The 23,270-nt window shown below is 60.2% G+C and carries 16 protein-coding genes and 1 pseudogene; 13 read left to right on the top strand and 4 right to left on the bottom strand.

Going from position 1 to position 23,270, the window contains the following annotated elements; genetic code table 11:
- Positions 1 to 18: 18 nt before the first annotated feature.
- Together RAE19_RS14475 and RAE19_RS14470 are read left to right on the top strand one after the other, a co-directional pair.
- Complete coding sequence (locus RAE19_RS14475) at positions 19 to 1,071, top strand: sensor domain-containing diguanylate cyclase (protein ID WP_313875548.1); 1,053 nt, start codon at positions 19 to 21, stop codon at positions 1,069 to 1,071.
- Between the two features lie 174 nt (positions 1,072 to 1,245).
- Entirely contained in the window at positions 1,246 to 2,241 is a 996-nt protein-coding gene (locus RAE19_RS14470) for a GGDEF domain-containing protein (protein ID WP_313875547.1), read from the top strand.
- Between the two features lie 68 nt (positions 2,242 to 2,309).
- Here RAE19_RS14470 and RAE19_RS14465 read toward each other — a convergent pair whose 3' ends face one another.
- On the bottom strand, positions 2,310 to 2,747 hold the full coding sequence (locus tag RAE19_RS14465) for a group I truncated hemoglobin (protein ID WP_313875546.1): 438 nt from the start codon (positions 2,745 to 2,747) through the stop codon (positions 2,310 to 2,312).
- Positions 2,748 to 2,784: 37 nt separating this feature from the next.
- Positions 2,785 to 3,711 carry a DUF3034 family protein gene (locus tag RAE19_RS14460; RefSeq protein WP_313875545.1) on the bottom strand — a complete coding sequence of 309 codons (927 nt, stop codon included), beginning with the start codon at positions 3,709 to 3,711 and terminating at the stop codon, positions 2,785 to 2,787.
- 209 nt (positions 3,712 to 3,920) lie between these two features.
- Between RAE19_RS14460 and RAE19_RS14455 the strand changes: the two are divergent.
- From RAE19_RS14455 to RAE19_RS14415, 9 genes and pseudogenes are all read left to right on the top strand, one after another.
- Positions 3,921 to 9,973, top strand: a pseudogene (locus RAE19_RS14455) (MG2 domain-containing protein).
- Between the two features lie 129 nt (positions 9,974 to 10,102).
- On the top strand, positions 10,103 to 10,693 hold the full coding sequence (locus tag RAE19_RS14450) for a PEP-CTERM sorting domain-containing protein (protein WP_313875544.1): 591 nt from the start codon (positions 10,103 to 10,105) through the stop codon (positions 10,691 to 10,693).
- 275 nt (positions 10,694 to 10,968) lie between these two features.
- Complete coding sequence (locus RAE19_RS14445; RefSeq protein WP_430962542.1) at positions 10,969 to 11,352, top strand: DUF1304 domain-containing protein; 384 nt, start codon at positions 10,969 to 10,971, stop codon at positions 11,350 to 11,352.
- A gap of 171 nt (positions 11,353 to 11,523) precedes the next feature.
- The gene (locus RAE19_RS14440; protein WP_313875542.1) at positions 11,524 to 14,523 is read left to right on the top strand and encodes an EAL domain-containing protein; all 3,000 of its coding nucleotides are present in this window, start codon (positions 11,524 to 11,526) and stop codon (positions 14,521 to 14,523) included.
- 185 nt (positions 14,524 to 14,708) lie between these two features.
- On the top strand, positions 14,709 to 15,482 hold the full coding sequence (locus RAE19_RS14435; protein ID WP_313875541.1) for a hypothetical protein: 774 nt from the start codon (positions 14,709 to 14,711) through the stop codon (positions 15,480 to 15,482).
- A 13-nt stretch (positions 15,483 to 15,495) separates the two neighbouring features.
- Entirely contained in the window at positions 15,496 to 16,023 is a 528-nt protein-coding gene (locus RAE19_RS14430) for a GTP-binding protein (RefSeq protein ID WP_313875540.1), read from the top strand.
- A 35-nt stretch (positions 16,024 to 16,058) separates the two neighbouring features.
- Complete coding sequence (locus tag RAE19_RS14425; RefSeq protein WP_313875539.1) at positions 16,059 to 16,454, top strand: roadblock/LC7 domain-containing protein; 396 nt, start codon at positions 16,059 to 16,061, stop codon at positions 16,452 to 16,454.
- A complete protein-coding gene (locus RAE19_RS14420; RefSeq protein ID WP_313875538.1) occupies positions 16,451 to 16,816 on the top strand; it encodes a hypothetical protein in 366 nt (121 codons plus the stop codon). The genes RAE19_RS14425 and RAE19_RS14420 overlap by 4 nt, the downstream gene beginning before the upstream one ends.
- Before the next feature lie 101 nt (positions 16,817 to 16,917).
- Complete coding sequence (locus tag RAE19_RS14415) at positions 16,918 to 17,277, top strand: hypothetical protein (protein WP_313875537.1); 360 nt, start codon at positions 16,918 to 16,920, stop codon at positions 17,275 to 17,277.
- 35 nt (positions 17,278 to 17,312) lie between these two features.
- Here RAE19_RS14415 and RAE19_RS14410 read toward each other — a convergent pair whose 3' ends face one another.
- Entirely contained in the window at positions 17,313 to 18,413 is a 1,101-nt protein-coding gene (locus tag RAE19_RS14410) for an NADH:flavin oxidoreductase (RefSeq protein WP_313875536.1), read from the bottom strand.
- 92 nt (positions 18,414 to 18,505) lie between these two features.
- Here RAE19_RS14410 and pbpC point away from each other — a divergent pair, with 92 nt between their 5' ends.
- Complete coding sequence (gene pbpC, locus RAE19_RS14405; RefSeq protein WP_430962575.1) at positions 18,506 to 20,779, top strand: penicillin-binding protein 1C; 2,274 nt, start codon at positions 18,506 to 18,508, stop codon at positions 20,777 to 20,779.
- Here the strand turns inward: pbpC and RAE19_RS14400 are convergent.
- On the bottom strand, positions 20,733 to 22,112 hold the full coding sequence (locus RAE19_RS14400) for a DUF3999 family protein (protein ID WP_313875535.1): 1,380 nt from the start codon (positions 22,110 to 22,112) through the stop codon (positions 20,733 to 20,735). The genes pbpC and RAE19_RS14400 overlap by 47 nt on opposite strands.
- On the opposite strand from RAE19_RS14400, the gene RAE19_RS14395 reads away from it, so the two are divergent.
- The gene (locus RAE19_RS14395) at positions 22,111 to 23,256 is read left to right on the top strand and encodes an alpha-hydroxy acid oxidase (RefSeq protein ID WP_313875534.1); all 1,146 of its coding nucleotides are present in this window, start codon (positions 22,111 to 22,113) and stop codon (positions 23,254 to 23,256) included. The genes RAE19_RS14400 and RAE19_RS14395 overlap by 2 nt on opposite strands.
- The last annotated feature ends 14 nt before the right edge of the window (positions 23,257 to 23,270 follow it).

The following is a 23,270-nucleotide window of genomic DNA, read 5'->3' as shown; positions in this document are numbered from 1 at the left end:
CGAACAGGATTTCTTTCCATGAGCCGGACTTTAGATGTATCTGCAGAACGCTCCGCCATCGCGGAAGCCATCATTTCCAGTGCGGCAGATTTGATCCAATCCGGTGGCGAGTTGTCTGTGGTTGCCGCGTTTTGTGAAACCCTGTGCCAAGCCAGCGAGCACATTTTGTTGGCATGGACATGGTTCGGTCATCCGGACTCATTGCTCGTTTTTCCGCAGGTTTACGCCGGGGTGGCTCACAACTTCGCCAAAGACCTGAAGGTCGTGCGCACCCCTTTGACCGAACAGGGGCCAGCCTTCTCTGTGCTACGCGGCCAGCAAATCAAATCGTTTGTGATTGAGGCGGATTCCCCGTTCCCCCCGTGGCGAGAGGCAGCCACCGTATACGGAATCGTCAACTCTCTGGCAGTTCCCCTGTCATCTCCTGATGGCAAGGAAGTGGGCTTATTCGTGGTGTACACCGGGACACCTCACTACTTTGAAGACATGGACGTTGGGCTGTTCAAAGCCCTTGGCAAATTGTTTTCTTCGGTAATGAGCTCCTCGGCAGAGGTAAAGACACTCAAGACCACCGTGTTCACAGACTCATTGACCGGGGCCATGAACCGGCATGCCATGCCGGGCATTGAGCGGCGAATGGAGCGTCAATCCGACAACGACCCTACCTCGTTTGTGATGCTGATTGATATTGACCATTTCAAACACGTCAACGATACCTACGGCCATGCGGTCGGTGATGTTGTCCTTCAAAAAACTGCCCAATTGATGCGTAACACGCTGCGCAAAGACGATGACCTGATCCGTTGGGGCGGGGAGGAGTTCGTGGTGTGTCTGGCGCACACCAGCCGCGAAAAAGCCATGATCGTGGCTGAAAAATTGCGCGTCGCCGTGGAAGCGAACCGTGAGCCCCTGTCAGTCACCATTTCGGTCGGAGTGGCGGCCGTAATGCCTCATCGGCCACTGACAGAGTCCATCATGGAAGCAGACCGCGCGGTGTACCTGGCCAAACACTCCGGCCGGAATTGCATACGCAACGATTTAGACACTCAACAAGTGCCAAAGCAGGACTAAACACTGCCTAACCACCGGGGCCCAGCCATGCCAACGCAGAGCCAGATCCCACCAAGTACAGACGGCATTCCGTCACAGAGCTCTCTGAGCTGCCTTTTGTTGGGCACAGACCCGAAGCTCCGTATCCGTCTCGCGCGTACGCTGGGAGCTGCGGCAGTGTTTATGGTGTGCCTGTTGCTGGAAGCCTTGGCAGTGTGGATGGGGCTCGCCTCCTGGGTGCAGGCGTCTATGCTGGCAGTGCTCATCATTGTCGGGCAGTGCGGCATTTATTTAGCCATTCGCACCGGACGCACCAAAGGCTTCAAAGACCCGGCACTCACACTGATGCAAATGGTGTTTGCCATTGTGGTCCTAACCTTGGCTTATGCGATCAACCCTTCCGCGCGGGGCTTGATGCCCATGATCATGGCCTTAGTACTGGTTTTTGGTGCCTTCATACTACCGCCGGCCCGTTGCTGGCAACTTGGCTGGTTATCGGTATTTAGTCTGGGAATCGGCATCGGCTTATGCACCTGGCAAGCGCCGCATATTTTTGAGCCCAGGATAGAGTTATTCCACTTTCTGCTGCCTGCCTTGGTGCTGCCGGCTATTGCCAAGCTAGCGGCCCAATTGAGTGCGCTTCGCATCAAACTGAGACACCAAAAAGATGCTCTCGGGCTGGCTTTGGGCAAAGTGCACGAACTGGCCACCCGGGACGAACTCACTGGCTTACCCAACCGCAGGCATTTTTACGAACTGTGGGACTATGAGCTACAGCGCCGGCATGATGGTCATACAACGCTGTGTATTTGCCTGCTGGACATCGATCATTTCAAACACATCAACGACCGCTACGGGCACCAGGTGGGTGATGAGGCCTTACGCCTGTTTGCTAATATTTTGAGTACCTGCTTGCGGGCAGGCGATGTTTTGGCCCGCTGGGGGGGCGAAGAGTTCATGCTACTGCTCCCGGACACCACGCCCGACGAAGCGCTCAAGATCTTGGAACGCATGCGCCTCGCGTGCAACACGCCGGTCAACTGGTCGTCCAATCCAACGATTCAAGCGACTTTCTCCGCCGGAGTAACCGCTCAGATTCCAAGAGAAGAACGTGATGAAACCATCGCACGTGCCGATGCTGCACTTTATGCAGCCAAACACCAAGGCCGCAATCAAGCATTACTACGCTGACCGTGGACTGCAGGTGCACCCGTTAAAAAAGCCGCTATTGCGGCTTTTTTAACGGGGAGCAAATTGGCTTACTTCACGGTAATCACGTCCCGATGCATGGGCGCCAGTAAGGCCAATAACTGGTTTTGTGTGCTGAATGGAATGTTGCGCGCATCCATGGAAACCTGCAGCACTTCGACCAAGGCATTGAAATGACCTTTGTTAATTTTGAGCCCCGCGTGTGCGTTTTTCATGGTTTCGCCGTCGTAAGTGCATGGGCCACCGCTAAGGACACAAACTTGGTTGGTCAACTGTTCTGAAAGGTAGGAGGATTTGGTGTCTTTGAACTGGTCGCCAATGCGCGCATCTGCCTTCAAACCTGCCACAAACACATCCATCAGTGACTTCAAGCCAGCGGTGCCGCCCAAGGCTTGATAAAGCGCGTCATTTTTGACGGGAGCAACGGTTTGGGCACTTGCATTGAAACTAGCGGCTACCAATGCGATTGAGATCACAAGTGTTTTCATGGTGAGAGCTTCCTAGAATGAAATGGAGGGTCGCCGCTTAGAACGCAAATTGGCCCGAGAGGTAGTAGCCACTTTGATTGCGGCTGGAGGTGACGCCGGGGAGAATGCGTCCCAAGTCCAGATAGGCCAACGTCAATGATGTGTTTTTATTGGGCGCCCAGGCGATAAACACGTCCTTCCAAGCGTCCTCTTGCAATCCTTCGCCCAGATTCGCCGCCTGCCCCAGCGAACGGAGGTTATTGGGTTTGGCACGGTACTCCGCGCCTATCGCAATTTTTTTGTTGACCAAGTAAGCCAATGAAAACTCCGGGACCCAACTAGCACTGTTCGTTCCTGGTGCCTTGGAGCCAAAACCGACGAGGCCGTTTTGGTTGGCATTGGTGTAACGCAAAGTGCCGTTTACCAGCAAGCTATTGGCTAAAAACAACTTGGTAGCGCTGACATAAAAATCCGTACCGCTGGTTTTGGCGCCTAAAAAGTCCAAGACCGGTGTGATGGAGCCGGCATTGACCGACTTTTGTTCAACACCCAAGGCAATCTGGGGCATCAGGGTGTCACTGTCGAGCACGGCGTCGCCCGCCACCTTCACCTTCAGGCCTAGAACATCCATTTTGATACGTTGGCCGTTTTGAACCGAAAAGCCCAAACCGTTCAAAGCGGTAACTGGAGAGGCATTGAACTCTTGCTGCGCAAAAGAGACTTCAAAGCGTTCGTCGAACGCGAACGCGATACCCATGGTGTTGAGCTGGTAGTCGGTTACTACTGCACGGCTCAGGTGAGCAGATACCCCCATTTCGCCCGCAGTGGCATTGGTGCCAATGGTGGCCCATGGAGTCAAGCCACCGCCGGCCGCTCCATCAATGGAGCTCACGCCTCCGGTCAGTAACAGTTTCCCGGTATCTGCAACAGCCATGCTGCAAGCAGCAGCGGCACTCAGGGCGATGATGGTCAGCCGGATTTTCATGGGCAGCTCCCGTTCAAAAGTGATGGAGTGAAAACAAAACAGATTGCTCGATGTAGATACGTACTTGGCGCACGGCCGGATTCAATTAATTACAAAAAAATTTGCCTTCAATATGCGACGCCCACAAGGGAGAAGTCAAGAGAGCGGAACCGTGGTCAACGAGACAGCAAAGTTATCGGCTACGCTGGCAACACATTAAGGGAATCACCGTGAAAATAAAAAAATTGACGCTGGCCTGCAGCTGGCTGGCCTCTGCCTGGAGCGCCCAGGCACTGCAAATCGTCAGCCTTTCGCCCCAGGGCGAAGTGGCGCAGGTGCGCCAGCTGGTGGCCAAGTTTGACGAGAGTGCGGTTAACTTCGGCGACCCCAAGGCCGAAGCCCCGCTCACCCTGAGCTGCAGTGACGCCCAAGTGACCAAAGGCACAGGCCGCTGGGTAAACGACCGCGTGTGGGCCTACGACTTCGACCGCGACCTGCCCCCCGGTGTGCGCTGCACGGTGCAAGTCAAAACAGGGTTCAAATCGCCCAAGGGCGCAGATATTACGGGCGCGAGCAGCTATAAATTTAATAGCAGTGGCCCGTTTGTGCGCAGCATCCAGCCCTACCAGGGCAACCGCATCGATGAAGAACAATTCTTTATTCTGGAGCTCAATGGCCCCGCCACGCTGGAGAGCGTAAAAGCCAATGTGTGGTGCAAGGCATCCGACCTGGGCGAAAAGATCAGCATCCGCCTGCTCGAGGGCAAAGAGCGGGCTGCCCTGCTGGAATCCCAAGGGCTGGCTGCCTACGCCAAAGCTGACCCGCTGTCGTATGTGACCATGACTTGCGCGCGCCGCCTGTCGTCATCGGCCAAAGTGAGTGTGGTGTTCGGCAAGGGTGTGGCCACGCCGGCCACCGGCACCACCCCCGGCGTGCCCAACACGGTGGAGCGGCAGTTTGCCTACCAGGTGCGCGAGCCTTTTGCGGCCAACTTCAGCTGCGAACGCGAGAACGCCCAGGCTGCCTGCCTGCCGATTCGCCCGCTGCAGCTCAGCTTCAATGCGCCGGTGTCGGCCAAGCTGCTGCAAGCCATTCGCCTGAGTGACGGCAAGAACACGTTCAAGCCCGTACTCGCGGAAGACAGCGGTGACGAAGACAACGTGGTCAACAGCGTGCGCTTTGAAGGCGGCCTGCCCGAGCAGGCCCAGTTGACCTTGACGCTGCCCAAAGATTTCAAAGACGCGTCCGGCCGCACCCTGCGCAATGCGGACAGCTTCCCGCTCAAAACCGCCACCGCCGCCATGCCGCCGCTGGCCAAGTTTGCGGCCTCGCCCTTCGGCATCGTGGAGCGCTTTGCCGAGCCCGATGGCGTGGCCATGCTGCCGGTGACTTTGCGCAACGTCGAAGCTGCGCTCAAGGTCAAGGGTCTGAACGCTGAGCAGGACAAATCCAGGGCCAAGGCGCCTGCCGGCACGGTGCGCACCTTCCAGCCGGGGACGGACGCCGACATCATTGCCTGGTACCGCAAGGTGTTGCGCTACGACGAAACCAATATCTCCCGCAACCAGGCCGCCCGCGAACTGGGCGCCAAGCTGCCCAAGCCGTCTACCCCTTACGACCGCGACTATGTGCAAACGCGCATGCTCTCGCTCTTAGACGGCCGCCCCGGCGCCAAAACGCTGGACTTGCCCCAGCCCCAAAGCCAAGACCCGCGCCCCTTCGAGGTGGTGGGCATTCCCCTCCCCCCGGCTTCCATGTGGTGGAGATCGCCTCCCAAAAGCTGGGCACCAGCCTACTGGACGAGCGCTATGGCGAAGGGCGCACCATGTATGTCCGCACCGCCGCACTAGTGACCAACCTGGGCGTGCATTTCAAGCTGGGCCGCGAGAATGCGCTCGCCTGGGTGACCTCGCTCGACAAGGGCAAGCCCGTGTCCGGTGCCCAAGTGGTGGTGTCCGATTGCCGGGGCCAAGAAGTGGCCCGTGGCCAGACCGATGCCCAAGGCATTGCCACCCTCAATGGCGTGTCGCCCCAAGCGCCCCGCTGCAACGGGGAAGACGGCTACTACAGCAGCGCCTACTTTGTGAGCGCCCGCGCCGCCCAGCCTGCAGCCGATGGCAAAGGCACGGTGCAAGACCTGGCCTTCACCTGGAGCGACTGGAACCGCGGCATTGAGCCTTGGCGTTTCAACGTGCCCACCAGCCGCCAGGCCCTGCCCGACGAAGTCGCCCACACCATCTTCGACCGAACCTTGCTGCGCGCAGGCGAAACCGTGTCCATGAAGCACGTGCTGCGCACCCAGACCAGCAAAGGCTTCGGATTGCCGGATGCCAAGCCCCACACCCTACTCATCACCCACATGGGCAGCGGCCAGCAATACGCGCTGCCACTGGAATGGCGCAAAACCGCCACCGGAGGCTTGAGTGCAGAAAACAGCTTCTCTATCCCCCAGGGCGCCAAGCTGGGCGCCTACCAGGTGCAGCTCACGGGTGGCAACGGTGGGAATGAAAGGCAAGACTTTTACACCGGCGAGTTCCGGGTCGAAGAGTTCCGGCTGCCGGTGCTCGAAGGCCGTGTCACCCCTACCGAGAAAAAGCCCTTGGTCAACGCCCCCCAAGTGCCGGTGGATGTGCAGATCAACTACGTGTCTGGCGGCGGCGCCGTCAACCTGCCGGTGCGCGTGTCGGCCTTGGTGCGGGCCAAAGGCCTGAGCTTTGCGGACTTCAGCGAATTCAGCTTCTCGCCACCGCAAGTGGGGCAGCAAGCCCGCTCGGACGTCGGCGAAGAAGAAAACACCGCTAGCGCGGATGCGCGCGTCATCGCCGACAAAATGCCGCTCACCCTCGACAAGAACGGCGGCGGCAAGCTGACTATTGCCGATGTGCCCAAGAGCCGCCAGCCGCAAGACCTGCTGCTGGAAGCCACCTACTCCGACCCCAACGGCGAAGTGCAAACCATCCGCAGCACCCAGACTCTATGGCCTGCCAGCGTGATTGCCGGTATCAAGACCGAGGGCTGGGTCTCCAGCGGACAAAAGATCAAGTTCCGCGCGCTCGCCTTGGACTTGTCCGGCAAACCGCAAGCCGGGGTGGCGCTGGAGGTGAAAGCCACCGCCCGCATCACCACCACCACCCGCAAGCGCATGGTGGGTGGCTTCTACACCTACGACAACAAAACCAGCACCAAAGAACTGGGCAGCGTCTGCTCCGGCAAGAGCGATGCCCGCGGCCTGCTGCTGTGCGAAACCGAGGTCAACGAAGCCGGCCAGGTGGAGCTGGTGGTGACCGCCAAAGACGGCTCGGGTAACAGCATCCAGGCCGCCAGCAGCGTGTATGTGACCAAGCAAGGCGAGCTCTGGTTCGGTGGCGACAACAACGACCGCATCGACCTGCTGCCTGAGAAAAAGAGCTACCAAGCCGGGGAGACGGCCAACTTCCAAGTGCGCTTGCCCTTCCGCTTTGCCACGGCACTGGTAGCCGTGGAGCGCGAAGGCATTGTTCACACCGAGGTGGTGGAGCTCAACGGCCAGGACCCGACCATCCACCTGAAGATTCAGGAAGGCTGGGGGCCCAACGTGTATGTGAGCGCGCTGGTGTTGCGCGGCCGCCTGCGCGAGGTGCCGTGGTACAGCTTCTTCACCTGGGGCTACAAGGCTCCGCGCGAGTGGTGGACCAGCTTCTGGTACGAGGGGCGCGAGTACGTGGCGCCCACTGCACTGGTGGACTTGAGCAAGCCCGCCTTCCGCTTGGGTGTTGCCGAAATCCGCGTGGGCACGCAGGCGCATGAACTGAATGTGAGCGTCAAGGCCGACAAGGAAAGCTACGCCGTGCGCGGCAAGGCGCAGGTCACCATCACCGTCAAGCTGCCCAACGGCCAACCGGCTGCCAACGCCGAAGTGGCTGTGGCCGCGGTAGACCAGGCCCTGCTGGAGCTGATGCCCAACCGCAGCTGGAACCTGCTCGATGCCATGTTGCAGCGGCGCAGCTGGGGCGTGGAAACATCCACCGCGCAAATGGAAATCATCGGCCGGCGCCACTATGGCCGCAAGGCCGTGGCGCCCGGTGGCGGTGGCGGCCACAGCGGCGCGCGTGAACTGTTGGAGACCCTGCTGCTTTGGAAGCCAGCGCTCAAGCTGGACGCCAACGGCCAAGCCCAAGTGACCGTGCCGCTCAACGATGCGCTCACCACCTTCAAGATTGTTGCGGTGGCCGATGCCTCCACCGGCTTGTTTGGCACCGGCAGCACCAGCATCCGCGCCACGCAAGATTTGCAGATCATCAGCGGCCTGCCGCCCCTGGTGCGTGAGGACGACCAGTACCGTGCCCAACTGACCCTGCGCAACACCACCAAGCAGGCCATGAAGGTGCTGGTAACCCCGCGCGCCACGCTATTAAATTTAGAGCAACAAACCATTGATATACCTGCGGGAGATGCCCGTGAGGTTGCATGGAACGTGACTGCTCCCGCACAGCTCGCCTTGAGCCGCAACGAGGCCATCCTGTGGGAGATAGAGGCCAAGGACACCATCAGCGGCGCCAAAGACGCGCTGAAGGCCCGCCAACGCATCGTGCCTGCCGTACCGCTCACGGTGCAACAGGCCACGCTGGTACAGATTGACGGTCCGCTCACCATGGACGTGAATGCGCCTGCCGATGCTCTGCCCGGCCGTGGCGGCCTGAAGATGGCGCTGCAACCCAAGCTGGCCGAAGGTTTGCCCGGCGTGAAAGACTGGTTTGCGCTTTACCCCTTTGCCTGCCTGGAGCAAAAGACCAGCAAGAGCGTGGGCCTGCGCGATGGCAAGCTGTGGCAAAGCGTGGCCGCGCAAATACCGAGCTACCTGGACAGCGATGGCTTGGCCAACTACTTCCCGCCGCGCGATGGAGAGGCCAATCGCGGCAGTGACACGCTGACCGCCTACCTGCTGGCTGCAACCCATGAGGCTGCAAGCATTGACCCGGCGTTTGCCCTCAGCGACGAGATCCGCGCGCCCATGGAGCGTGGCCTGATCGCCTTTGTGGAAGGCCGTATCCAGCGCGAGTTCTGGAGCCCCCGCAAAGACCTGGACATGCGCAAGCTGGCCGCCATCGAAGCCCTGTCGCGCTACGGCAAAGCCCAAGGCCGTATGGTGAACAGCATCACCATTGCGCCCAACCAGTGGCCCACGCATGCGGTGATCGACTGGCTCAACATCTTGAAGCGAGTGACCGATGTGCCCGAGCGCGACAAGCGCCTGGCCGAGGCCAACCAGATTCTGCGTAGCCGCATTAGCTACCAAGGCACCAAGATGATCTTCAGCACCGAGAAGGACGATTACTGGTGGTGGCTGATGCAAAACGGCGACGTGAACACCGCGCGCCTGATCTTGAGCGTGCTGGACGACCCGGCCTGGAAAGACGACATGGGCCGCCTGGCCAACGGCTTCATCAGCCGCCAGCAAAACGGAGCGTGGCACACCACCACCGCCAACCTGTGGGGCGGCTCGGCCCTGGAAAAATTCAGCGCCAAGTTTGAAGCGGTGCCGGTGGCAGGCAGCACCAAGGCCAGCATGAAGAGCTTGGAAAACGCCCCAGGCGGCGTGGGCACTGCGAGCGTGGATTGGAGCAAGGTGGAACGCATCAAGACCACCGATGCATCCGGCGCTGCACACCAGACCACGATGTTTGGCGCGCCCGCATCTCCGGGTAACCTGAAGAACAACACCATGTTCCTGCCCTGGAGCAAAACTGCCGAGAAAGGTGCGGTCAAGGACACCTTGAACGTGACCCACCAGGGTGCGGGCAAGCCGTGGCTCACGTTGCAGTCGGTAGCGGCGGTGCAGTTGAAGGCACCGTTCTTTGCGGGCTATCAGATCAAGAAAACCATCACCCCCGTGGAACAAGCCAACAAGAGTCTGCCCGCTGGCAGCTACACGCGCGGAGACGTGCTGCGCATCAGCATCGAGGTGAACGCCAGCGCCGATATGACTTGGGTCGCCATCACCGACCCCGTGCCCGGCGGCGCCACGATTCTGGGCAGCGGCCTGGGCCGCGATAGCGAGATCGCCACTCAGGGCGAGAAACGCGAGGGCGACGGTTGGCCGGCATTTGAGGAACGCAGCTTCGAATCCTTCCGCAGCTACTACGAGTACCTGCCCAAGGGTGTGGTGAAGATGGAATACACCATCCGCCTGAACAACGTAGGGGAGTTTTCGCTGCCGCCCTCACGCGTGGAAGCGATGTACGCGCCGGAGATGTTTGGGGAGGCGCCGAATGCGCGGGTGAAGGTGGTGGGGGTGAAATACTGAGTTGGTTGTTCCAGCCCCAAGTCGATGCAGCAATTCCCCGATTTATCCAATCCGAATAGTCTAAATAGACTATTCGGATTGACACCCATCTGAGATAAATTCGCAACTTATTAATCAAGGAGGCTGCTCTTGTTAAACGTCAAAAAAATCTTGGTTGCTGCATCGGTGTTTGCGGCAACTTTGGCCAGTGCTAACACAACTGTGCTTACTTTCGATGATCTACAAACGAATGGTGGCGTAGTGCAAATGCCCCAGCACTATGGCGGTCTGACATGGGATTTCAGTTCAAACTGGAGTATCGGTTGGCAAGTTTGGGATACCGCTCAATACAGCTACCCAGCAGCAAGCGGCGACAACGTAGCTTTCGCCCACTCCAATGAAATAGGGGTATCTTTTGCCAATGCATCGGTGTTCAACGGCGCATTTTTCGGAGGCCATACAACTGCCAGCTTCGACCTTTATCTGAACAACCAGTTAGTAGCGTCCAGCCCGGTAGGTTCAATGGGCACCAGTGGCAACGCTGCCCAATGGATTGGTAGCGGATATTCTGGGCTGGTGGATCGTGTCCACGTTAAAACCTACGGTGGTCGGAGCGATTGGGTGATGGACAACTTCACATTCACAACCGCCGTACCAGAGCCCGAGACCTACGCCATGCTGTTGGCTGGTATAGGACTGATTGGGTCGATTGTTAAGCGACGCAAGCAGAACGCGGTCTAATTCACCGTCCGTAGCAAAAAAGGAACCTAGGTTCCTTTTTTTTCGCCCAGCGAAAATTGACGGCACTACTTTGGCTTTGCTCTCTGGAGCTCATGTATCCAAAACAAGCTCACTTACAGTGCCTTGCGAGGATTTCTATTGATGGATAAACATACCAACTACTGCTACGCGTTTTGCGCTGTGTGCAGCCTTACTGACGCCGCTACAGCATCTAGCTTTGAAATACCCGTGTCCGGTACAGCAAGGAGCGAGAAAAGGAAGTTACTCTGTTGTAAATGTTCAATGAAAGGAAAACTACTTTGCCCATAGTCGCCCAAGCTCTCATCGCGCTGGTCTGCCTGATCCACGTGTACATCTTTCTGCTGGAAACCGTGCTCTACAAGAGCCGGGGGGTGAAGGTCTTTGCCATTCCGCCCTCTGAGGTGGAGTCGCGCAAGGTGGCCATGTCCAACCAGGGCTGCTACAACGGATTTTTGGCCGCTGCCCTGTTGCTGGGCCTGGTCTACCCTGACCCGGCGATTGCCAAGGCTTTTGCCCTATTTGGTTTGGCCTGTGTGGCGGTGGCAGGCGTGTGGGGTGCTGTGACGGTGATGGTTCGGATTTTGTACATCCAGACCGTGCCCGCGGTACTGGGCTTAGCCGCCATCTATTGGCTGTGAGCAGTTTGGCTGCTGTGTTTCAGCGGAGCGGCGGTTCTGCCGAAAAGCAAAAAGAGCAAACTGCAGGGTAATGTCAGTATTCAATCCCCCTAAGCCTCTGAAAAATTGTTAAATTCGCAAACTTAGTCGAACGCGAGCCCCTCGCGTTGTCGCTTTCGGAGTACTGCAGACATGCCACAAGCCTCCCTTCCGGACAACGAATCCCGACGACTCGCGGCCCTTCACGACCTCGGCATTCTTGACACTGCGCCCGAGCGGGCATTCGACGCCTTGGTGCAAGCAGCAGCGGTGGTCTGCAATGTGCCGATCTCGTTGATCAGCCTGGTCGATACAGAGCGCCAGTGGTTCAAAGCCAATGTCGGGCTCCCCGGTGTCACGGAGACGCCGCGCGCACTCGCGTTTTGCGCGCACGCCATTTTGGGCGATGAGATTTTGGAGGTTCCTGACGCCACCGCAGATGTGCGCTTTGCCGACAACGCCTTGGTCACTGGCAACCCGGATATACGGTTTTATGCAGGCGTCCCCCTGCGGCTGGGTGACGGCACCCATGCGGGCACCTTTTGTGTGATTGACCGCGTACCCCGCCAACTCACGGAGCAACAGCGCGAAATTCTGACCCACCTGGCTGCCGCCGCCGTGCATGCACTCGAAGGGCGCCGTGCCATTGAACATGAGCGGCAGCTGCATCTGGAAGCTCAAAGAACGGCACAAATCTTGGCCGAGAACGAATTGCGCTTCCGGGCATTGAGTGAGGTGTCCCCCCTCGGTGTTTTTGCAACCGATGCGCAAGGCGCGTGCACCTATACCAACTCACGCTGGCAAGAGATTTACGGCTTGGACTACTACCAGAGCCTGGGCGACGGATGGATGCAGGCCCTGCACCCTGACGACCGGATGGCAGTGTTCACTGAGTGGCAACAAACCGCCCTGCAGCGGCTCGAGTTTGACGCGGAATTCCGCATCTCGCGCGGCGACGGAGAAGTCCGCACAGTGCGGGCGCGAGCGAGAGCCAACCAAGACGAGTCAGGCCATGTCACCGGCTATGTGGGCTCGGTGGAAGACATTACTGAACGCAAACGCCAGGACGACGCGCTGCGCCAAAGCGAGCAGCGCTTGCAGCGCACAGGTCAAGTGGCGCGCGTGGGTGGCTGGGAGCTGGACCTGGCCACAGGCGCACTGGTCTGGTCAGGCCAGACCCATGAAATTCATGGGGTCCCACCTGACTTTGTGCCGGAAATTGCCACAGCGATCAACTTCTACGCGCCAGAAGCCAGGCCCGTAATACAAGCCGCCGTAGAGACGGCGATGGCAACTGGCGAGGGCTGGGACTTGGAGCTCCCCTTCATCCAAGCAGATGGCACTGAAATATGGGTGCGCGCCGTCGGCGCCGCTGAGTTCGATAACGGCGCTCCGGTGCGCCTGGTCGGCACGTTTCAAGACATCACCAGACTGCACAACATCAGAGCAGACCTTGCCCGCCAGCACGAGCTGTTGCGCGTCACGCTGCAGTCCATTGGCGACGCCGTCATCACCACCGACGCAGCGGGCGAGATCACCTGGCTCAACCCGGTGGCTGAGCGCATGACGGGCTGGCTGAACACGGAAGCCAAGGGCAAGCCCATCGGGTATGTGTTCCACATCGTCAATGAAGAGACCCGCGCCCCCACAGAAAACCCGGTGACCACCTGCCTAGCCCAAGGAAAAACCACCGGCTTGGCACACCAAACCGTTTTGATCTCCCGTGAAGGCCAGGAGTACGGCATCGAAGACTCGGCCGCCCCCATCCGCAGCGATAGCGGCGAGATTCTGGGCGTCGTATTGGTGTTTCACGATGTCACCGAACAGCGCCGTCTTAGCGGCGAAATGAGCTTCCGTGCGACCCACGATGCACTCACCGGCCTGGTCAACCGGACCGAGTTTGAGACGCGACTGCGCAATGTGCTCAACCGCGCCCACGAAGATCGAAGCAATCACGCGCTTTTGTTCATTGACCTGGACCAATTCAAGCTCGTCAACGATGCCTGCGGCCACTCCGTAGGCGACCAGCTGTTGCAGCAAGTGAGCAAACTGCTGAGCGAGGTGGTCCGCGCCCGTGACACATTGGCACGCTTGGGCGGTGATGAGTTTGGGGTGATCTTGGAGCATTGCTCTGCCGAGCATGCGCAACGCGTGGCTCAGCAAATTTGTGAGCGCATGGACGACTTCCGCTTCATCCATGACGGCAAACGATTCCGCATCGGAACCAGCATTGGCCTGGTGCCGGTGGACAACCGGTGGGCCAATGTCGCCGCCGCAATGCAGGCTGCAGACATCTCTTGCTACGCCGCCAAAGACGCAGGCCGCAACCGGGTGCACGCCTGGTTTGACACCGATCTTGCGATGCACGCCCGCCACGGCGAAATGCAGTGGGCCGCCCGCCTTGAACAAGCCTTGGACGAAAACCGGTTTGTCTTGTACGCACAGCGGATCACCGCCTTGGACGATGGCGTGCATGGTCTCCATGCAGAGGTGCTGGTGCGCTTGCGCGAGACCGACGGAAGCCTGGTGCAACCCGGCGCATTCCTGCCCGCGGCAGAACGGTTTCACCTGGCATCGCGCGTCGACCGTTGGGTGCTTAAGCACGCCATCCAGTGCCTGCGGGATACGCCACATCTGTCAGGCATCGACACCTTGTGCGTCAACCTCTCCGGGCAATCTATCGGCGACAGGGCATTCCACCGCCTGGCGTTTGAGAAGCTGCAAAACGCAGGTCCGGCCATCTGCCAGAGAATTTGCCTAGAGATTACTGAGACCGCAGCGGTCACCAATATGGCCGATGCCAGCGTATTTATCGAGCAGGCCAAAAAGCTCGGCTTGCGCATTGCGCTGGACGACTTCGGCGCCGGCGCGTCATCCTTTGGCTACCTGAAGAACCTCAGCGTTGACTTTTTGAAGATTGACGGACAGTTCGTCCGCGACGTCATTGACGACCCCTTGGACGACGCAGCAGTCCGCTGTTTTGCAGCGGTAGCCCAAGTCGTAGGTGTTAAAACTGTTGCCGAATTCGTGGACCGGGCGGAGGTTCTTGAACGGGTTCGCGCTATTGGCATCGATTTCGTACAGGGTTACTACCTACATCAACCCGAACCCATTGCAGACGTTTTGGCCTTGGCGCCCAATCCGATCCGTTAAATGTGTGGATTTGGGGGCGAAATTACCCCCAAACTCACTCCGCTTTGCGATAACCAGCAAAATCGCGCAATTAGTCCGCAATCAAGCGGAACAAAGTCACATTACTAAATAAGCAAGACTTTGTAAGTCGGGCCAAGCTGCCTACACTTCCCTCACACCCCAATCACCCCACAGGACCCTAGGACATGACTGCGCTAAAACTCGGAATTGAAGGCTTGGAAAGCGCCGAGGTCAGCCGCGTCCGTATTTTGCTGCGCTTGCTCAAAGGCAACGCCCAGTTCGCGTGGGAATATGCGGTAGAGGGCCCTTTCGATGCCCTGCTCTGCGCGAACGCAGTTGCAAAAGCACGCTGCGCGGTGGTCGTCGATGTGCTACCGGAGGGCGTAGCTGCTTCAGCCGGAGCTTTGAGTCGCCCGATAGAAGCCGACCAACTCGAAGCGCTGCTGCTCGGCTTGCAAAACCAATTGCAGCCGACGGTGTTCGGAGAGCTGTTGCCCGAACCGTTCGATGTGTTCGGCTCCTTCGCTGAGACCCATGCTGCGCCTTTAGCACCAGTTGAAGAGCGGACTCCGACTCACCTGCAAAGCCCGATCACGGCAGCAGCGCTGTCGTCCAGCACTATCTATGGTCCTCTGGCGGGCACGCAAAACACTGAAGAATACAAACTCAAGCGCTGGCCACCGCAAGCGGTTCTGCGTGACAGCAAAGATCGCATCCGGCTGGCCAACCTGATCAGCCGCAAGCCCTTTTCAATAGAGCAGCTGTCACAAAGCTCAGGCATCGCCGTGGCAGAAGTGCAGGCCTTCATTACAGTGCTGCAAAGCTTTGGAATCGTTAACGTGGCGTTAGCTACCCCGTCTGTCAGTGTGCCGCGTCTGAGCACCGCCACTTGCGCAGCGCCGCGCCAGAAGCAAAAGCGCAGCTTTCTCTCTGCCATCCGGCGCAAGCTCGGGATCTGAGAGGTCTCCACCCATGAGAGAACACAAAATCCTGATCACAGGCACTATGGGCGCCGGTAAAACCACCGCCATAGCGGCTATCAGTGATACCCCGCCTATCACCACGGATGTGGTTAATACTGACACCACGCATACGAAAGCCAAAACCACGGTAGGGCTGGATTTTGGTACGGTGCAGCTCGACAGCGGGGAAAGGCTGCGGATATTCGGCACCCCCGGACAAGAGCGCTTTGATTTCTTGTGGGGCGTACTGGCCACCAATGCGCTGGGAATCATTATTCTGGTGGACAACTCACGTCCTACCCCCCTGCAAGACCTGAACAAATACCTCGAAGGTTTTCATAAAGAGCTGCAGAACAGCCCTTGCGTGATTGGCGTAGGCCGAACTGAAACCCATCTGTCCCCGTCAATCGACGACTACGCCGATTTCCTGTTTGAACACAACCACTTGATTCCGATCATCCCGGTAGATGTGCGCCGACGTTCCGACGTGCTACTTCTGATCGACTCCTTGCTGATGCAAGTAGAGGCTATGGATTGAATAAACACCATCGCCGCATACACCGCAACCCGCCCATGACCCAATCCCACGCTGTGAGCCCCCTGCTCAAAAACCTAGCGGTGCGAGAAGCACAAGCCTTTTTAAACGAACTCACCGGCATTAAAGCGGTGGTGATTGCAACGATCGATGGATTTGACATTGCTTCTGCGACCACCGGAACTATTGACGCTTCCCGGATTGCCGCCATGGCGAGCTCAATATCAGCAATCGGCGCCGTGGTGGCCCAAGAAACCTCATTAGGTGCGGCCAACAGCGTGGTCATCAATTCGGATCAGGGCTTTGTGCAAGTGTTCACTGTGAACCGCAAGGACGTGCAATTGATTGTGAATGTGGTCTCCGACTCCACCGGAGTTTTGGCCCAGGTAGCCTATCGCGGGCGGACCATGGCCCAAACCCTGCTGACGGCATGAATGCCAAATACATCCGGGCAAAAATTGACAGCATGGCCAAAACCCCCGGAGTCAAAGGGTGCGCTGTTGTAGAGATTTCGGCGGGCATGGTGTGGCATGCCGCCGGAGCGTTGGACAACTTTGTTGCAATGGCAGAAGCCGCGAGCGACTACTGGCGGCTTCACCTCCGCATGAAACCGTTGTTTGAGGGCTTCGGAGCTTTGGACAGTTGCACGCTGACCCACGAATCTGACAGCGTGATGTTGACCGATTGCGGCGCAGACATGGTGTTTGTCACCGTCTGCGAAACCCATCAACTAATGAATTTGCCGGAGTGGAGAAACAGGATTCACCAATTACGCCTCATTCTTGAGGCGCAATAGGAACTCCACCGGGCACACCAGCTTGTGCGTAGCTGCGGGGCACTCGTCAAAATAAAAGATACCGCAGCGTTTGATGTTTGAACAACTGAAAGACTTTTGACATGGCAACTATCAACCAAACCCTAGAAGAGCTGTTGACCACTGACGGCGCGATGTGCGCAGCAATTGTGGACTCCACCAGCGGCATGATCCTCGGCAGCGCAGGCTCCGGTGTGGACCTCGAAGTGGCTGCTGCAGGTAACACAGAAGTGGTGCGCTCCAAAATGAAGGTCATGCGCGCTCTGGGCCTGAATGACGTGATCGATGACATCTTGATCACCTTGGGCAAGCAGTACCACATCATTCGCCCCTCTTCCCGCAAAGAAGGCGTGTTCATTTATTTTGTGCTGGACAAAAACAAGTCCAACTTGGCCATGGCCCGCCGCAAGACCGCCGACGTGGACAAAGAATTGAACTTCTGATCGCCCACGCTCAGCGACAGCGCTGCCGGCAGAACCTAGACCAAGGTCCCCAGCGCTGCGGGCGAAAAGTCCGACAGCTCGGACATGCGGCCATCGCGCACTTTCAGCGCCCAATCCGGGTCGCTGATGAGTGCGCGGCCCACGGCCACCAAATCAAAGTCGCCACGGTCGAAACGGCGCATCAACTCATCCAAAGACGCAGGCTTGGAGCTTTCGCCGCCAAAAGATGCGATGAACTCGCCGCTCAGGCCCACTGAGCCCACAGTGATGGTGGGGCGGCCGGTGAGCTTTTTGGCCCAGCCGGCAAAGTTCAGGTCGGAGCCTTCAAATTCCGGCTCCCAGAAGCGGCGTTGCGAGCAATGGAAGATGTCGGCACCCGCATCCGCCAGTGGCTGCAGCCAAGCGGCCATCTCGTCAGGCGTCTGAGCGATACGGGCGTTGTAGTCCTGCTGCTTCCACTGCGACAGGCGGATGATGACCGGGTAGTCAGGCCCTACTTCGGCGCGCACGGCCTTCAAAATTTCAGCCGCAAAGCGGCCACGGGCTACCAAATCGCCACCGTATTTGTCGGTGCGCGCATTTGTGCCTTCCCAAAAGAACTGGTCGATCAAATAGCCGTGGGCTCCATGCAACTCGATCGTGTCAAAGCCCAGGCGCTTGGCCGCACCGGCGGCTTTGGCGAATGCAGCGATGGTGTCGGCAATGGCCTCGTCGGTCATCGGCTCGCCAAAGGCTTTGCCGGGACGCGACAGGCCGGAGGGCGAGTCCACGGGCGGTGGCGCTGTCCAGGTGGTGCGGGGGTTGCGGGCAGCGCCCACGTGCCAGAGCTGCGGCGCCATCACGCCACCGGCCTGGTGCACTGAGTTGATAACGTCTTGCCAAGCGCCCAAAGCGGCATCGCCCCAGAAGTGCGGCACATCCGGGTCATTAGAGGCAGACGGCCGCTGCACCACCGTGCCCTCAGAAACAATCAGGCCCACCGCGGCAGCGGCGCGCTTGCGGTAATACTCGGTGACGGCCGGAGTAGGCACACCGCCGGGCGAGAAAGAACGGGTCATGGGTGCCATGACAATGCGGTTGGCCAGCTTCAAGCCTTTGAAGGCAAAGGGCTGGAACAAGGGTGCGGCGTTAGACATAAGAGCAAAAGGTGGGTGGGTTGCAGATCAACACAGTTTACGCAGACCGGCCCCGGCACAGCGTGCCCAAGGTCACCAAGGCTACAGACAAGCTGCGCCTGGTTATTGCTACTATTTTGATAGCTACCAGCGCAGCATCCGCTTGGGCCAATGCCACTTTTGAGCAAGTAAAGACCAGCTACAGGCCCTCTGACACCTTGCTGCTCGACCGCCAAGGCAAAGTGCTGCACCGCCTGCGCACCGATGCCACGGTGCGCCGCGGGCAGTGGGTGGCGCTGGCCGATGTGTCGCCCGCCCTGCGCACGGCGCTGGTGCTTAGCGAGGACAAGCGCTTTTACGAGCACAGCGGGGTGGACTGGCGGGCCGTGTCCGCCGCTGCCTGGGGCAATCTGTGGAACACCCGCACCCGCGGAGCATCCACACTGACCATGCAGCTGGCGGGTTTGCTGGATGAGGACTTGCGGCGCGGTGGCGGCGGCCGCAGCGTGGTGCAAAAAGTGGGGCAAACCCTCTCGGCCCAAAGCCTGGAGCGCAGCTGTCGCAAAGACCAGATTCTGGAGGCCTACCTGAACCTGGTGCCCTTCCGCGGTGAGATGGTGGGCATTGATGCGCTGAGCCGCAGCCTGTTTGGCAAAGCGCCACATGGCCTGGACAACCGTGAAGCGGCGATCACGGCCGCCCTGATTCGCGCCCCCAATGCCAAAGAGGCCCAAGTGGCACAACGCGCCTGCAGTGTGCTCAGCAGCCTGGAGGCCCCTGCCAAAACATCAACACCCACATCAAAGACAGCAGCAACAACCAGAGCGGCCAGCGGCTGCGACGCCATCGCGCTGATGGTGTCTGGCACCCTGAGCCGCCGTGAGTTTGCCCCCAGCGAGGGCTTGGCCCCCCATGTGGCGCGGCTACTGCTTCGCCCTCCGAGTGCAGCAGGCCCCGAGGGCGCTTCTGCCCCGCCCACGGTGCGCAGCAGCTTGAGCGCGCCCCTGCAGCGCTTTACCCAACTCACCCTGCAAACGCAGCTGCGCGAGCTGGCCGGTCGCCATGTGGAAGATGCGGCCGCCCTGGTGCTGGACAACGCCAGTGGCGAGGTGCTGGCCTGGGTCAACAGCAGCGGCCCCCTGAGCGCTGCGCCTGAGGTGGACTTTGTGACCTCGCAGCGCCAGCCCGGATCCACGCTCAAGCCGTTTTTGTATGGGCAGGCGCTGGCCGAGCGGCGCATCACCGCCGCCTCCTTGCTCGAGGACTCTGCTGCCCAGATCCAGACGAGTGGTGGCCTGTACATCCCGCAGAACTACGACCGCCAGTTCAAAGGCTGGGTATCGGCCCGCACCGCACTGGGCGCCTCGCTCAATGTGCCGGCAGTGCGCACGCTGGTCATGGTGTCGCCCGACGCTTTTCAGAAACAGCTGACCCGCATGGGCATGCCGCTCAAAGAGAGCGGCGACTTTTATGGCTACAGCCTGGCCCTGGGCAGCGCAGAAACCACGCTGCTCGACCTGACCAACAGCTACCGCACACTGGCCAATGGCGGCCGCGCCAGCCCCATCCGCCTGACGGTGGGCCGCACGCCCCCGCCCTTCAGCCCGGCGCTGGATGCGCGGGCCGCGTTCATCGTGGGCGACATCCTCAGCGACCCCATGGCGCGTGCCCGCACCTTCGGCACCGACAGCGTGTTAGCCACCCGCTTTTGGGCGGCAGTCAAAACAGGCACCAGCAAAGACATGCGCGACAACTGGGCGGTGGGCTACAGCCAGCACTACACCGTGGGGGTGTGGGTAGGCAACGCCAGCGGCGCCCCCATGTGGGACGTGAGCGGCACCACCGGCGCGGCGCCCATTTGGGCCGCGGTGATGAACCAGCTCCACCGCCAACGCAACGGCCGCGCGCCCCAGCCACCCGCAGGTCTGGTGCAAAAAACGGTGACCGTAGAGGGCGAAGCACCGCGAACCGAGTGGTTCATCAGCGGCACCGAGCAAAGTAGTTTCGATATGGAAAAAGAAGCTACTCGCGCATATTCCACGAGGGCCATAGGCCAAAATGATTCAAAAAATCCCGGCAACAACACTACAAACACCGCCCGCATCACCGCGCCCACCAGCGGCACCATCCTCGCGCTGGACCCCGACATTCCGCCCCAGGCCCAGCGCCTGAGCCTGGAGGCCGATGGCAGCAATCTGCGCTGGCTGATCGACGGTAAACAAGTCGCAAAAGGCAACACCGCCCTCTGGCTGCCCTGGCCGGGGCGGCATGTGATTCAGATCGTGGACGCCAAAGGCAAGGTGCTCGACCAGGTGCGCCTGGAGGTGCGGGGCGCTGGCGTCAAGGGCGGCGCACCAGCCGCAACAGCCCCACCACGGCGGCCATAACTGCTGCCAATGCCGCCAAAAGTGCCGCCCACAGCACCGGCCCGCGCAACACCCACTGCGCAGGCATGAGCGATGCGGCCCACAACTGGGGGGCACCCGGCAGCACCGCCCGCAGCTGCTTGACGGGCCGCAGCGGCACGATGTCAGGCACCATGGCCGGCCCGGGAATCAGACTCGCCAGCTCCACCGCAGCCTGCGCGGTGCCGGCTCTGCCCGCCACCACGGTGTAAGGCCCTTGGCCTTTGGCCAGAAACAGCACCTGCAAGGGCGCCAGCTCGGCTGTCAGCCGCAGGCCACCTGCCGGGAAAGACACGCCGTTACCCGCCTCTATGCGCAGCTGTGCGATCGGCGTCTGCGGCAAAGGCTGCGGTGGGTTCATGCCCTGCCCGCCCGGCAGCGCATCGCGGTACACCGCCGTGGAGGCCAGCAGCTTCCACGGCTGCGCGGGGTCGACGCGCGCCGAGATGCGCAGGGGTACCGGCTCGCCGCCCGGGGGCATGTGCAGGTGCACCGCGCTCACCGGCGTGGCAAATGGGAAAGTCCACACCAGCCCCGAGGTGCCATCGGCAACACCAGCCCCTAACTCGGCGCGCACCAGGCTGGCTGTTGTGCGCAAGCCCGCCACCCGCCCGGACAGGCTCGCAAGCTTGACGCCGGTGTGCCCCGGCCAGGTAATCCGCAAGTAGCGCCCCTCTGCAGCCAATGGCTCTTCCAACTCGAGGACGGTGCTCACCGGCGGGTCGGCACCATCAAACCGGTACACGGGCCCCTTCACCGGCACCGGGGTCCAGTCCTGCAGGTTGTGGCTGACCGCTAGCTGCAGATGCACCAGCGCGTTGCGGGGCCACACGCCCTTCAGGTCCAGCGCCGCCAATAGCTGCACCTCGGTGCGCAGGTCGGCAATCGCTTGGGTGCTCGTGGACGACAGGGGGAAGGCCCGGGTCTGCACCGCGTAGCAGGGGCGCTGGGGCGCGTCGCTGCCGGTGACGGTATAAGGAATTACCTCGCCCGCGGCATTGAGCACCCGCACATCGTGGCCGGCGCGGCTTTGCAAGCGGGTCAGCGCATCAGCCGGCAGGGCGATACGCACCAGGCTGCCGGGCGACACCCCGGCCACGGTGCCGACCCAGGCGAACTCAGACACGCCGGGTGAAGTTGAAGGTGGGGGTGCCGCGGCAGGCGGCTCAGCATCCGCCGCCACGGCGCCCCACAGCAGACCCGAGACTAGTGCGAAGCGGGTGATTTCAATAATTTCACGCGCCGCGGGGCGGATTTCACGGGCAAACCACCGCCTGCGGACTACGATGCCGCAACGATGAAGGAGACTTTGCATGCCTGTGATCACGAATATTGAAGACTTGCGCGTTCTGGCCCAAAAGCGGGTGCCCCGCATGTTTTACGACTACGCCGACTCCGGCTCCTGGACCGAAGGCACATACCGTGCCAATGAAGAAGATTTCCAGAAGATCAAGCTGCGCCAGCGGGTCGCCGTGAACATGGAAAACCGCACCACTGCCACCACCATGGTGGGCACCGTGGCCAAAATGCCAGTGGCGATTGCGCCCGTGGGCCTGACAGGCATGCAACACGCCGATGGCGAGATCCACGCGGCGCGGGCTGCCGAGAAGTTCGGTATTCCCTTCACGCTGTCCACCATGAGCATTTGCTCCATTGAGGACATTGCTGAAAACACCACGGCACCCTTCTGGTTCCAGCTCTACATGATGCGGGACCGCAACGCCATGGCCAAGATGATCGAGCGAGCCCGTGCTGCGCGCTGCAGCGCCCTGGTGCTGACGCTGGACCTGCAAGTCATCGGCCAGCGCCACAAAGACCTGAAAAACGGCCTCAGCGCGCCACCCCGCCCCTCCATTGGCAACATCATCAACCTGGCCACCAAGCCGCGCTGGTGCCTGGGCATGTTGGGCACCAAGCGCCACACCTTCCGCAACCTGGTGGGGCATGTGGAGTCGGTGAGCGACATGAAGTCCCTGGCCGCCTGGACCAACGAGCAGTTCGACCCCCGCCTCTCGTGGGACGACGTGAAATGGGTCAAAGAGAAATGGGGTGGCAAGCTCATCCTCAAAGGCATTCAGGACGTGGAAGACGCCGTATTGGCCGCCCAGAGCGGTGCCGACGCGATTGTGGTGAGCAACCACGGCGGCCGCCAGCTCGATGGTGCACCCAGCAGCATCAGCGCACTGCCGGCCATCGTGGCGGCGGTGGGCGACCAACTGGAAGTCTGGATGGATGGCGGCATTCGCAGCGGCCAAGACGTGCTCAAAGCCTGGGCCCTAGGCGCCAAGGGCACCATGATCGGCCGCGCCATGGTGTATGGCCTGGGGGCCATGGGCGAAGCCGGAGTGACCAAGGCGCTGCAAATCATCCACAAAGAGCTGGATGTGACCATGGCTTTCTGCGGCCACACCAACATCCAGAACGTGGACCGCAACATTCTGGTGCCGGGCACCTACTGAAACTGGTGCGTGCG

Origin of the sequence: Rhodoferax potami (assembly GCF_032193805.1) — a bacterium.
Lineage (GTDB): Bacteria > Pseudomonadota > Gammaproteobacteria > Burkholderiales > Burkholderiaceae_C > Allorhodoferax > Allorhodoferax potami_A.
Note: the sequence above shows the minus strand (reverse complement) of the source record. Positions and strands in the feature narration are given on the sequence as shown.